Source organism: Streptomyces sp. Mut1, assembly GCF_030719295.1.
Lineage (GTDB): Bacteria > Actinomycetota > Actinomycetes > Streptomycetales > Streptomycetaceae > Streptomyces > Streptomyces castrisilvae.
Genome location: NZ_CP120997.1, coordinates 3496040 through 3508649 on the forward strand (window position 1 = coordinate 3496040; position 12610 = coordinate 3508649).

The following is a 12610-nucleotide window of genomic DNA, read 5'->3' on the forward strand; positions in this document are numbered from 1 at the left end:
CCTGCACGAGACAGTTTGAATCCACACCGATTTCGGGCTCCCGGACCATGGCCGGCGAAGCCGACCGTAGGCTTCCACCACAGGGACCAACCGGGGGAAGGTAAGCCCATGCAGCCGCGCAGCGCTGGAGCCGAAGGAACAAAATTCCCCTACCAGCTCGGGACCATGTGCTACATCGAGGTACACAAGGACGGCTCCGTCACACACGGCCACGACGCTCAGACCTATCGGCGGGTACTAGCGGGTGATTCTCAGCTGTACGCGGTGTGGCCCGGCGAATGGTCCAGCCACCTGTTCGTCATCGACGATCTCGACGAGTACGCCAAGGCACTCGGCATCGTTCACGACGAGGAGCGCACCGGCCTGGCGGAACACCAGCACGACGTCCGGTGGGAACTGTCGTCTCTGGGAGGACAAGCCCGATGGCACCTACATCTCGATCGAGGTATGGCTCGACTGCGGGTGCGCAGTCCGTGATCTGGACGTCTTCGCTCGACAGATGCGCGAGCAGCGGGGCTGGGACATCGCCACAACCCGGGGCTGGGGAAGCGGCGGTGGGAGCTACTCCGTGCGAGCAAGGAGAAGGAGCCTCGGAGATGGCTGAAGCGCTTCCCCAGCCACTGCCACTGAGCAGTGAAAGGTTCTCCGCACGGCTTGCGCCGGGGCGAACACTGACGGTACGACCATCACCATGCACCGTTGGACGCCCCTGAACGATCGCCAACTCTCGCTGCTCACTCGCATCAGGCATGGCAACGAGCCCGTCACTTCTGACAGCCCCGAGCTTGCTCGTACCGCCATAGTCCTCAAGGAACGGGGACTCGTCACCATGCCCAAGAAGGAGGGCAAGTGGCAGGCGGAGATCACCGGTGCGGGGTGCTTCTACTTGGAGCACGGACATCATCCGGAAAGACCGGAACGACCGGCCCGGAAGCCGCAGCCCGCCCCAGCTGCGGAGATACAGGGGTCCGAACGCGCGCCGCAGAAAGTCGCTACTGACCTGAAGGCCGCCGCGACCCACGCTAGCCAGGCCCACCGAAAGGCGCCCCGACGGCCGTCGTCGAGGGAGGTTGGAACGGCCCTGATCACCCAAGTGCAGGAGGCCGGCCGCTTCCTCCGCATCACGAACCCGAGCGACGGGGAGCGGGCCCGCTACCGGCGAGCATTCGATGCTGCGCGGCAATGCGCCCCCGAGGGGTACCACCTCAAGCACACGGGGCGGGAGAGGGGTGATTTCGTTCTCGGGCTACTCAGGGTGACCGGCGAGGACGACACCGAGTGGAATCGGATTCGCCTGGCGCGCAGCCGAGTGATCACCGACGTTGAGGACGTGGTCGCCGCGGTCACCGCAGACCACAGTGCCTTTGAGATCTCCGAGGAAGTCCTCCCCCGGGTGATTGCGCTGCTCCGTCTCCTCGCCGAGCAGGCCATCGTTCGTCATGGCGAGATCGCGGTGTCCAAGAAGCGCCGGCAGGCGCGCCCCCTGCTGACGGTCCACGGCAGGACGTACGAGGTCAGCTTCCGCGAGCGGCAGAAGCAGGTCAGGTACGTGCCCAAGCAACCGGGCCGGCGTACGTACGACTGGCAGCGGGTTGCTCCGGCGAACCGGTCCGAGCCGTCCGGCGAGCTGGAACTGCATCTCAGCCAGCAGTCGGGCTACGGATCCGGATGGAAGAAGGACTGGGCCGACACCGCCAAGAAGTCGCTGGAGGACCAGATCGGTTCGGTATTCCGCGCGCTCAAGGCACACGCCGAAGAGGAGGAACGGGCTCGGTTGGAACGCGAGGCTCAGCAGCGGCGGCTGCGGGAGGAGCGGGAAGCGGAGCAACTGCGACTGCGTGAGGAGCGGGAGCGGGAGGAGAGAGAGCGCCGCCTACAGGAAGCGGAGGAGATGCAGCGCAGGCAGCAGGAGTGGGAGGCCGCTGTCAGCGTCGCGACGATCAAGGCCGTGGACGCGGTGCGGGTCGAGCTCTTCAGTACGGCCTTGGAGCACTGGCGGACTGCGGGGGAGATCAGGGATTTCTGCTCAGCGCTGGACAAGGCCGCTGCCACGTCGAGCGACGACCTCGACGCCGAAAGGCTGCGGGAGTGGTCGGCCTGGGGGAAGGCCGAGGCCGAGCGGCTCGACCCCACTGCGCGCGGCAGGGGACTTACCGGCCACGGCTTCCATGCGCAGCCGACGGGCGACCAGATGCGGCCGTTCCTCGACGGCTGGCACCCGCAGCGTCCCGAGAAAGTGGAGTCGGTGGAGAAGCCTCAGGTGGAAGTCGCGTCACCCAAGCCGGAGCCGGACCGGCGGCACGACTTCAGCGACGAACGTCTGGATCAAGGCTGGAGATATGGACGCCCAGCTCGCGCTCAATGGTGGAGGCGATGAAGCCGTGTCCGCGGTCACGTAGGGTCGTCACCGCCCGCTCGACCAGTTTCCCGAGCCGGATGACCTCCGCCCGCAGGGCGACCAGTTCGTCATAGCGCTCAGACTTGTCCTCGCCGCACCAGGCCCGCACGGTCCTCAGGACGGTCGCTTCGGCGTCCAGCTTGCGGTCATCGCGACGGCTGTAGGAGGAGTACCAAGAACCCTGGGCGCGTTCCTGCTCAAGGCTCTGCTGTTGGCGGTCCACCTCCGGCAGGATCGTGTCGGCGAGACGTTCGGCCACATGGCGGGCGAGACGTTCAGTGACTGGCCAACCTGCAAGGCAGTGGCCGTCGCGGTTCTCGTGGACCGCAGGATCGTCCCGCAGTTTCGCGGGGTCCATGCCGACGAGCGGTGCGGTCTCATCCAGTCGGCCCATGTCCAGGATGCCGGCGTCCTGGACGCCTCGCCGCAGGCGCAGTTTGCTCTTCGGTCTGACGAACCCGAGGATCAGCCGCGCGGCCTCGAACTCCGTGCTGCCCCTCACGTGTCGCGACGCCTCGGCCAACGCCAACTCCGCCGCGTCGTCCGCGTGGAACTCTTCGGCCTCCGCCCACGGAACCACGAGGCACGTGGGGTTGACCCATTCCTGTAGCCCGGCTGCGTCCCCTTCAAGGAACCGCACGTGGACCCCGCCCGTCCTGCCGGGGCCGCCGACACGAACAATCTCTACCTGGTGAACCGCGCTGCCCAGGTCCTTCGGCCTCACTCGATACGCCCAGTGCTCACCCATTTCCATGCGCCTATTGAGCCAGGTCTGCTGGCACCAGCGCCCGCCGATTCGCCAAAACCACCAGAAGGAATCGAGTGCCCAGATCCCGTCGGCATGATCGGGCTCGGTGGGCAGGCACAGGTGCTTCGAGCAAGGCGAAAGCGCCTGTGACCCGTGGGGGTCACAGGCGCCACTCACCGCTGGTGTTACACCAAGCCACGCGCCTGCCGGCGAACGCGCAGAAGGTCATCGAGCACACGCACCGATGATGTAGGACACATGGCAAGCCGCGAATCGAGAGCCGTCTCCCACTGTTCGGTCAGGCCGTACATGAGGCGCTTGCGCATGCCTGGGGTGACATGGGCATAGCGCGCCGAGACAGAGCCGTCGATGTGTCCCATGCGCTGGTCCATGAGGACCTTCTCGGTGCCGAGGTCCTCCATCACGGTCCTATGGGCGTGGCGCAGTCCGTGAGGCGTGAGGCCCTTGGCGATCGGGAGCCAGCAGGCGTCAGCTCGTTGGCCGGCGCCCCGCCCTCGCGCGGGGACTCCTGGCCACGGCTCGCCGAGTAGCGGCACGGGTCGTGCCTCCTGCGGGGCCTTCTTCGGGTACCAGCCCGATACCGCCGGGGTGAATAGCCACGTCGCGAAACCGTTCCTGCGCCAGTGGGCCGCAGGCTCCACCACCGCGCCGCCTCGTACGAACCCGAGGTCCGTGATGGCCTCCTCCACCCGCATTCGCGTCGCCTCAGCGACGCGATCGGGGTGGTTGAGGACGTTGGACACCGTCCCCGTGGAGACTTCGGCACGGCGTGCGACGTCGACGAGTTTCGCACCGTGGTGGCCGCCCGTACGAGCCGTGCCCTGCCCGCGGAAGATGTAGGTCCTACCGTGGCAGGGGCAGGGCGTCGGCTTCGTGCGAGCGATGTGATTGGCGACCAGGGCGGACAGCCAGTCCATCGAGTCGAGGGTGCGATAGCTGTCGTCCTTGGGCGGGCAGCGCACCATTTCGCCCGAGTCCAGTTCGTACAGCTGCCATTCGACACGGACGGAGCCAGGCCGAGCGAACTCGGTCTCCAGGCCGACTATTTCACCCCAGCGCATGCCGGTGTATCCCTTGAGGACGACGCCGACGAACTCGTCATCTCGGCCGGACAGCAGTGCTGCTCGTTCGGCGATCAACAGGATGCCGAGCGGATCGGTGACGACCTTCTCCGGGCCTCGGTCACGGGAGCGGCCCGCGCGCTTGCCCCGCCCACGCCGCCTCGTCGCCGGGTTCGACGTGATCAGTCCTTCGTCGATCGCGTCCTCGTAGATCAGGTGGAACGTCGAGCGCCAGGTCTTGACGCTGGAGGCCGCGTACAGAGCCCTTTCCTTCTTCTCCCACCGGTCGACGTCCGAGCGCAGGATGCCGGCGAGCGCATGGTCCCCGAAGTCGGGAAGCAGGTGCTCTTCGATGTGGCGCTTGTAGTTCTGCATCGTCGATGCGGCCAGGTCCTGGGCCTCGTACCAGCGGCTCGCGTACTCGCCGAACGTCTCCTGGCCGAGTGCCGGGTCACGCCAGTCGCCGCGCCGGTACTTGTTCTCGGCCTCGCTCGCGGCGCGCTGAGCCTCGCCCTTGGTGGCGAACTTGATCGCCTTGCCCTGCTCGTCGACGACCGTGAGGTGCTTCCCAGGTGCGGTCTTGTACCGGCCACGCCAGTAGTTCGCGCGCTTCTCCGCGAAACCCACGCTCCTCCTCTCCCTTGGCACGCGGTCGTGTCACGCGACGGTGCTGAACTGGCTCTGCCTGGCGCGGAGCGGAGGCCGCGCCCGCAGGCGGGTTGTGGGCGCGGCACTCTGAGCCGCGTTCGCCTGCTGGGCGTCGGCCTTGGCGACGGTCCGAGCTGTGACGGGCTGGTGCGCTCGTGCGGGCCGTTCCTCGTGGAGGCGGATGATCTCTGCGAGGTGTTCTGCGGTGAAGCGGTACGCGCGGCCGACCCGGGTGAAGGGGATCAGTCGCCGGCGGGCCCTGTCCTTGACCCACCAGGCAGAGCAGCCGAGAACAGCAGCGATGTCCTCGGGACGGTAGAGGCGGGGCGGCGCTACGCCGGTGCCTGACTGCTCAGCCATGCGAGATCGCCTCCTTCGCGGTACGGAGGCGGAACGGCAACGGGGCAGGGGGAATGGCCTCTCGGCGCAAGGAGGTTCCTTCTCTGGCGCGGCCGTGCGGAGACGGGTACGCCGGTCTTGGTGTTTCAGGTACGGGCGAGGTGATGTGCGTAGCGGCTGCCGGGTGTTGGCCCACCCGGGGAGCGCTGTTGGGGCTCGTTCGGCTAACTCGTCTCGGCGAGCAGGGCGAGCGGGGAGAGGCCGAGAGCGGCTGCGATGGCGACGAGGTCGTCGCCATCGCAGCGGCGCTGTCTGCATTCGATGCGGGACAGCATCGTGATGGTCATGGGCCGGCCGAGCGCGGTGACACGTTCGGCCAGCTGGCGCTGGGCGAATCCGCGCGCTGTGCGGGCACGGGTAATGGCGCGGGCGGTCAGCACGCCGGCCGGACCAATTCCCAAAGGGGCTTTCAGGCATGGGTCAGTTGTAGCTCTGCATTGCCGGTTTGGGTAACCGGCGATGTGCTGCTATGTTTCGCATCTTTTTTGTCAGATCTGGTCCCCAGGCTCCTTGCGAGCGGCGCAACATAGACCGGAATTGGCGGATGACCAAATCACCTGCTGCCCTCATGCTGGTAGCACCTACGTGGTCTCGACGTGGGCATCTTGCATCGCGCGCTCACCAGCGCCGCCCACGGATTCGCTTGCCAACTGCCCGATTTATGCGCCTCCTTGGTCAACCGGCGATTCGGGTCTACCGTTTTAAGGAAGCCGCGCACGACACGTTCGCCGAGAGCTGTTTGCTTTCCCGGCGGAATGCTGGACTTGTGCGGGGAAGATGTGGCTGTCTTGGCCATGCGCCCGGAAACCCCTGCGGTTCCGAGCACATGAAGAAGCCCCCGGCGGGCCAACGCCGGGGGCCAAGAAGTCCCTACCGATATCGCCCGTACCTGAACGATCAAGACGGTGGCGGTCATAACGCCACCGGGTGAGGAACTGTGCATGCCCCAACAAGCTACTGCCTTCGTGGCCGTAGTCGCATCCCCGTCGCCGAACTCGCCTGCTCGGCGCACGAAGGCGGGGCGATAGACATGGCGCGGATACGCACCATCAAGCCGGAAGCCTTCATCTCCGAGTCGCTGGCCGCGGTGAGCGTCCATGCCGAGCGGACCTTCTTCGGCCTGCTTACGCAGGCGGACGACCACGGCCGCTTCCGCGACCAGGCCGCTGTCATCGCCGGCGCCCTGTGGTCCCTGCGCCCCGAGCACGGCCCGCTGGAGGTCGAGGACGACCTCACGCAGCTCGACAGTGCGGGTCTGATCTGCCGGTACGAAGGCGACGACGGCAAGCGGTACCTGCACATCGTCACCTGGGCCCGTCACCAGAAGATCAACCGGCCCAGCGGCAGCCGCTGCCCGGCCTGCCCGCGCCACCAGGGCAGCCGGTCGGACGAGGCGGCCTCGCCTGTTCACGGAGCCCTCCATGAACAGGCCGTGAGCCCTCACGGTGGACGCCCTGATGCGTCACGCGGATGCAGCGAGCCCTCCGTGAACCGGAAAACCGCAGGTCAGAGCAATTTCAGTGAGCCCTCACCACAACGCTGGGAGACTGCGGTGAGGACTCAGGGTCCGGATCTAGGACCTAGGATCCTGGATCTAGGATCACCTCCGGTGGGGAGCGCAAGCGCCCCCACGCCCCCTGCCGTCTCGGGTTCGGTCTCGGCCAAGGACCTGGTCGCCGAGCACGTCGCCGCATGCCAACACCGCCCGCCCAGCGACGTCCTCGGCCGCCTCGGCAAGGTGGTCAGCAAACTGCTCGGCGAGGGGTTGTCCCCCGACCACATCAGGGCCGGGATGGACCGCATGCGTACCAAGGGGCTGTCCGCTGGGCTGCTGCCGAGCCTGGTCGACGAGGCCATGAACGCTCCACGGGCAGCTGCCGCCCCGCACCGAGCATGGACCAACCCGGCGCCCGCTGACGTCGAGGCGGCCTACGGGGGTCAGCTGTGACCACAGCCACCACCAGCCGGGAGCCGGAGCGCATGAACACCCTCGCCGCCCGCCTCGGCACGATCCTCGCCGAACGGGGCATCGATCCAACTACGTCACCTGCCGAGGCTCCTTCGGAACGGGTGACCGCCCTGGAACTGGCCGCGGCCCGCATCCCGCCCCGTTACCGCCACGCGCTCGCCGGCCACCAGCAGGTTGCCGCCTGGGTCGACGAGGTGGCGCTCGCCGCACGGCCCGGCCCGAGCGGCACCCGGGGTATCGCACTCGGACCGTCCCTGCTGATCGCCGGGCCCACCGGCACCGGCAAGACGCACCAGGCGTACGGCGCGGTGCGCTCGCTGCTGACCGCCGGGGTACGGCTGCGGTGGGAGGCAGCCACCACAGCCGACCTGTACGCCCGCTTGCGCCCACGCCCCGGCCACGACGCCGAGCGCGACCTCGCCACCCTCAGGACCTGCCCGCTGCTGATCCTGGACGACCTCGGCGCAGCCAAGCAGTCGGAGTGGACCGAGGAGATCACGTACCGGCTGGTCAACCGCCGCTACACCGACCTGCTCCCCACCCTCCTCACGACCAATCTGCCGACCGCCGCGCTCCGCGACGCCGTCGGCGACCGCGTCGCCTCCCGTCTCGCCGAGATGACCAGCACCGTCGTCCTCACCGGCGCCGACCGCAGACGCCAGCTCTCCGCCTGACCGCACGGCGCCGCCCCGCACCAGCTCACCTTCACCACACCGCCCGTCCGCGCCCACGCCTGCCCACACGGCGCATCGGGCCCTTTGGAGACCCCTGCATGACGGAACTTGCCATGCCCGCACTCGGGCACTGGAACGCGATACCTATCGCGCTCGCCGCCCTCCTTGCCACCTGCACAGTGCTGCTGGTCAGCTGGCTGATCTACCGACGCGCTCCCCGAAACCACGCCAAGCGACAGCCCGGAACGCCCGCGGTCAGGGTCGCCGCACTGGCCGCGGTCGGATGCACTGCCTACAGCGCCGACACCAGCTGGCGGTTCGCCGCCGACTACCTCGACATGAGGGGCACCACCGAGCGCACCGCGATGTTCGCCGCCGCGGAACTCGCCCTCTTCGCCACGGCCCTGCTGGCGCGGCAGAACCTGCACGGCCCGAAGCAAGCACCCGGCCTGCCCGGCGTCCTGACCTGGGTGATCACCGCTGTGCAGGTGATCCCCGCGTACGCCGAGTCAGGTGTGGTCGGCGGCACGGTGCGGGCCTTCGTGGGACCGGTCATGGCCGCACTGCTGTGGCATCAGGCCATGGGCATCGAACTACGCATCCGCACGCCCGAGGCTGCCTCCCACAGTCTCCTCGCCCGGATAGGTCGCGAAGTACGCGAACGCGGCCTCTCGCGCCTTGGGATCGCCGAACACGATCGTGACGCCGCGCAGATCAGCCGCGACCGTGCCACCCGCAGGGCAGTCGCCCTGGCCGCGCACCTTGCGGAGCGAACCCCGGAGCAGTGCGCCGGCTGGCGAGGCCGGCGAACCGCGCGACGGCTTTCCCGCGCCGTCGCCCTAGCGTCTGTGGGAATCGACATGCGCCAGCGCGAAGTGCTGCTGCACCAGCTTGCCGTCCGCCGTCACGCGACAGCGCTGGCCACGATCGAACTGCCATCGCCTTGGAACGCGTTCACTCCGAACGAAGGCGCCATGCGCCACGTCGAGACGACTCCGCGGCGCAGCCGATCGGGTGCAGGTTTCGACTTGACGAGCGAGGAAGCCGGGGAGCACGCCGAATCCAACCTTCGTCTTGAGCCCCTGCCTCCTCGATCCGTGCAGAACCAACTTCCCCTGCACGATTCGGTCCCCACCCGCGAGACCACCGAGCCATCCCACGAGGACGACGTCCCTGCGGCGCAACGCTACGGACGTCCTCCCGGTGCCGAGATGGACGAACTCCTCGCGATCGGCCGCGCGGCCATCGCCATGCACGGAACAGCCACCCGCGCCGTGCTACGGAACGCCATCCGCGAGGCCGACCTCCCCATCTCCGAGGACCGGCTCACCGAACTCAAGGCCCTCCTGGTGGCAGAGCAGGGTTGCGAGACCGCCGTCCCCACGGGCTGACCGGATATCCGGTCAGCCCTGAACGCCGAACGGGGGCCGTGGGACCAGCACCCCGTCTGGTCCCACGGCCCCGCCCCATTGGCACCGCTTGACCAGGCACGCACGGCCCTCCCTCGCGACTCACCGCTCGAACCAGCGGGCGTTGGGGACGCTGCCCGTACGTCGACCTGGTCCGCTGCCCTCTCCCCTCAACCAGGAGCTGCTCTCCATGCAGGATTCGTGCACCCACAGCCCAGAGCATCAGAACGCGCCCCAAGCCACACCAGCCCAAAGCGGAGCAAGTTGGAGGTTCGGACACTCCCCCGCAGGGGGAACGTCCGAACCCGCCCCCGCCCCAGGGGTGGCGGGGCCCGACCAGCGCCAGGGGGCGCCGGACGGGAGGGCTGCGACCGAGGGCGGTTCGCAGCCAAGTAAGGCCGGTCACACGCGCCTGACCAAGGGGAAACCCCGCCCGCGCGACAAGAAGCAGCGCCCCGCCCACAGCGTCCGACTCAACGAACGCGAACGCGCTCTCATCCAGGCCGGCGCCGATGCCGTCGGCATGAGTATCGCCGGATTCCTCGCCCACTCCGCGCTCGCCGCCGCCCGCGACCAGACCCGCACCGCCGCCACCATCGCCGCCGACCACGACATCCTCACCGAGCTCTTCGCCACCAGCCGCAAGCTCGGATGGGCCGGCAGCAACCTCAACCAGATGGCCAAGACCCTCAACTCGGGCGGCGATATCGACAGCGCCCGCATCGTGGAAACCCTCACCTACGTCCGCCGCGCGGCTACCGCCACCAAGGCGGCCGTCGAGCGGATCAATAACCGGCAGATAGACGAGACCACTTGATCCCCAGCATCCACAAGCAAGGCAGCAGCACCCGCGGCCTGCTCAACTACCTCTACGGCAAGGGCACCCGCGAAGAGCACGTCGACCCGCACCTGGTCGCCTCCTTCGACGGCATGGCGCCTGACCCCGGCCGCGACCCCTCCGCGACGAAGGAAGATCTCCAGCGGCTTCTCGACCAGCCGCTGCACCTCCTCGACGCAGACCAGCGGCCCGACCATCACGTGTGGCACTGCTCCGTCCGCGCGGCACGCACCGACCGCATTTTGAGCGACGAGGAGTGGGGCGACATCGCCCGCCGCATCGTGGCCGCCACCGGCATCGACTCCGGTGGCCCGGACGACGCCGGGTGCCGGTGGGCCGCCGTCCGCCACGCCGATGACCACATCCACATCATCGCCACCCTCGTACGCGAGGACGGCCGCCGCCCCGACCACCACCGCTCCGGTCGGCGCGCCCAGGCGGAAGCCCGTCTCATCGAAGCCGACTACGACCTGCACCGCGTGACCCCCGGCGACGGCACCGCAGCCAAACGCCCCACCAGCGCCGAGCGCCACAAAGCCGAACGCCAAGGGCGAGAGCGCACGGTGCGAGAGGAACTGCGCGAGACCGTGCGCGGCGCGTCGGCCGGCGCCGCCTCCACAGATGAGTTCTTCGACCGTCTGGCCGCCGGCGGTCTTCTGATCCGCAAGCGGATCGCACCCTCGGGCGACCTGCTCGGCTACAAGGTCGCGCTGCCTGGTGACCGCAACAAGGACGACGAGCCGGTCTTCTATGCCGGCTCCACCCTCGCACCCGACCTGTCCCTGCCCCGCATCCGCGAACGCTGGTCCCTCCAAGCAGAGGCGGTCTCCGAGGGTGGTTCCGAGCCGGCGCAGCCCGCCCTGCCGCAGGTGACCCATCCTGCGTTCGCTCGGCGCCGTGCGGCAGCCGCCGGCTGGCAGGCCCTACTGATCATCGACCACGGCGACCACGGCGACGACGGCACGGCGGCAGCGCAGATCGCCGCAGCGGGTGAGGTCTTGGACGCGCTCGCCAAGACCTCTGCGGCCCACACCCGTGCAGAACTCCGGGAGGCGGCGTCCGTGTTCGAGCGGGCCAGCCGCTCCCACGTCCGCGCCGTACGCGGGCACGACCACGCCCTCCGGCAGGCCGCCCACGATCTCGTCCACAGTGGCCCCGCACTCGGCCGCGGCGAAGACGGAGCCACCACGGCGATGGTCATCGACATGGCCATCTTCCTCGCCATCGCCGCAGCGAACTGGCACGCCAAAAGGCACCACAGCCAGCAGGCAGCCGCAGCCCAGCAAGCCGCCGAACACCTACGCACCGCCTACCAGGCAGCCGCAGCCCACCCCATCGCCACCCTCCGCCAGCGAGGCCAGCGGATGGCACCGCGTATTCGAGAGAGGCAAGCCGACCTCCTGCACCAGGCACTGCCAGAGCTCGCCGAACGGATCCAGGCCGAGACCGGCTGGCCCGCCCTGGCCGCCACCCTCGCCGACGCCCGCCAAGCGGGCCACGACCCCGCCGCACTGCTCACCGACGCCGCCCGGCGACGCGAGCTCGGCAGCGCCGACTCCATCAGCGATGTCCTCGTCTGGCGCCTACGCCGCAGCGCCCACCTGCCCGCAGCAGCACCCGAAAGCCTCCAGACCGCAGGCACCCGAGACGGCCGGCGCATCCCGACACCGGCCACCGCCACACCGCCCGCGGCTCAGGCGTCGAACCACTCCAGCCGCAGGCACTGACCCGGGGAAACGGGCGCAACATAGCCGACGATCGCCGGTTAGCCCAACCGGCGATTTTCCAGACGCTTGATGCTCCCCATCCAATCCCAAAAGGAGCGTCACACCCGTATGACCGCAACCTCCTCCCGACCCGACATCATCGCCCTCCTCGCCGACGCGGACTTCAAGTACCGGGCCGACACCAACACGTGGAGCCATCGCGACGGACGGCCGTTCAGTAAGGAAGAACAGGCTCATGTCCTCACAGCGACGCGCAGCGAGTTCCTCGATTTTGAGGCGCAGTTCAAGCGCTTCGTGAAGCACCGGCAGACATGGGCTGACGCCCCGGAAGCACTGCAGCGCTTCCTCGCCCCGTTCATGCAGCAGCTCACCGTGAAGAATCTCGGCAACGCCCACGAGCTCATGAGCGAAGAGGACCGGACGGAGTTCAACCGCCTGCTCGACCTCGTAGCCATACCCTCGCGTCCCTTCACCGCCAACACCTTCTGACGAAGGGCCGCGTCGTTGTTCGACCAGGGCGAGGAATCGGCCTGGCCGGAGTGTCTGCCAGCCTCAGCGATCGGAGCGACGAGAGATCAGATAGGCACCGTCGCTCAGCGGTGCCAGCAAGCGGGACATAGCACCCAGTGTTGACACGATCCCGCCTCAGCAGCCACGAGTCCGCTGCACACAAGACCTGCTAGAGCAGCACAAAGCCGGGCCGCCCAGACGGGAGGCC

The 12610-nt window shown here is 68.5% G+C and carries 12 protein-coding genes; 8 read left to right on the plus strand and 4 right to left on the minus strand.

The window, feature by feature from the left end; translation table 11 throughout:
• Positions 1 to 108: 108 nt before the first annotated feature.
• A complete protein-coding gene (locus P8A18_RS15025; RefSeq protein ID WP_306055024.1) occupies positions 109 to 477 on the plus strand; it encodes a hypothetical protein in 369 nt (122 codons plus the stop codon).
• A 214-nt stretch (positions 478 to 691) separates the two neighbouring features.
• Positions 692 to 2377 carry a PE-PGRS family protein gene (locus tag P8A18_RS15030; RefSeq protein ID WP_306055026.1) on the plus strand — a complete coding sequence of 562 codons (1686 nt, stop codon included), beginning with the start codon at positions 692 to 694 and terminating at the stop codon, positions 2375 to 2377.
• On the opposite strand, the gene P8A18_RS15035 is transcribed toward P8A18_RS15030, so the two are convergent.
• The 4 genes from P8A18_RS15035 to P8A18_RS15050 form a co-directional block, all read right to left on the minus strand.
• Positions 2307 to 3152 carry a PE-PGRS family protein gene (locus tag P8A18_RS15035; RefSeq protein ID WP_306055028.1) on the minus strand — a complete coding sequence of 282 codons (846 nt, stop codon included), beginning with the start codon at positions 3150 to 3152 and terminating at the stop codon, positions 2307 to 2309. The genes P8A18_RS15030 and P8A18_RS15035 overlap by 71 nt on opposite strands.
• Before the next feature lie 179 nt (positions 3153 to 3331).
• Positions 3332 to 4855 (minus strand): LacI family DNA-binding transcriptional regulator, encoded by a 1524-nt coding sequence (locus tag P8A18_RS15040; RefSeq protein ID WP_306055030.1) that lies wholly within the window; start codon positions 4853 to 4855, stop codon positions 3332 to 3334.
• A 30-nt stretch (positions 4856 to 4885) separates the two neighbouring features.
• Positions 4886 to 5236: a helix-turn-helix domain-containing protein gene (locus P8A18_RS15045; RefSeq protein ID WP_306055032.1), complete on the minus strand. Its 351-nt coding sequence runs from the start codon at positions 5234 to 5236 to the stop codon at positions 4886 to 4888.
• 203 nt (positions 5237 to 5439) lie between these two features.
• Positions 5440 to 5670, minus strand: a complete 231-nt coding sequence (locus P8A18_RS15050; RefSeq protein ID WP_306060920.1) for a helix-turn-helix domain-containing protein — start codon at positions 5668 to 5670, stop codon at positions 5440 to 5442.
• Positions 5671 to 6305: 635 nt separating this feature from the next.
• On the opposite strand from P8A18_RS15050, the gene P8A18_RS15055 reads away from it, so the two are divergent.
• The 6 genes from P8A18_RS15055 to P8A18_RS15080 all read left to right on the plus strand — a co-directional run bounded on the left by P8A18_RS15055 (position 6306) and on the right by P8A18_RS15080 (position 12381).
• Positions 6306 to 7223, plus strand: coding sequence for a hypothetical protein (locus tag P8A18_RS15055; protein ID WP_306055034.1), 918 nt, complete (start codon positions 6306 to 6308; stop codon positions 7221 to 7223).
• On the plus strand, positions 7220 to 7918 hold the full coding sequence (locus tag P8A18_RS15060; protein WP_306055036.1) for an ATP-binding protein: 699 nt from the start codon (positions 7220 to 7222) through the stop codon (positions 7916 to 7918). The genes P8A18_RS15055 and P8A18_RS15060 overlap by 4 nt, the downstream gene beginning before the upstream one ends.
• Positions 7919 to 8016: 98 nt before the next feature.
• Positions 8017 to 9309 carry a hypothetical protein gene (locus tag P8A18_RS15065; RefSeq protein ID WP_306055038.1) on the plus strand — a complete coding sequence of 431 codons (1293 nt, stop codon included), beginning with the start codon at positions 8017 to 8019 and terminating at the stop codon, positions 9307 to 9309.
• 541 nt (positions 9310 to 9850) lie between these two features.
• Positions 9851 to 10144, plus strand: a complete 294-nt coding sequence (locus P8A18_RS15070; protein ID WP_306055040.1) for a plasmid mobilization relaxosome protein MobC — start codon at positions 9851 to 9853, stop codon at positions 10142 to 10144.
• On the plus strand, positions 10141 to 11892 hold the full coding sequence (locus tag P8A18_RS15075) for a relaxase/mobilization nuclease domain-containing protein (RefSeq protein ID WP_306055042.1): 1752 nt from the start codon (positions 10141 to 10143) through the stop codon (positions 11890 to 11892). Before P8A18_RS15070 ends, P8A18_RS15075 begins: the two co-directional genes overlap by 4 nt.
• 108 nt (positions 11893 to 12000) lie before the next feature.
• Positions 12001 to 12381 carry a hypothetical protein gene (locus tag P8A18_RS15080; protein ID WP_306055045.1) on the plus strand — a complete coding sequence of 127 codons (381 nt, stop codon included), beginning with the start codon at positions 12001 to 12003 and terminating at the stop codon, positions 12379 to 12381.
• Positions 12382 to 12610: the final 229 nt, after the last annotated feature.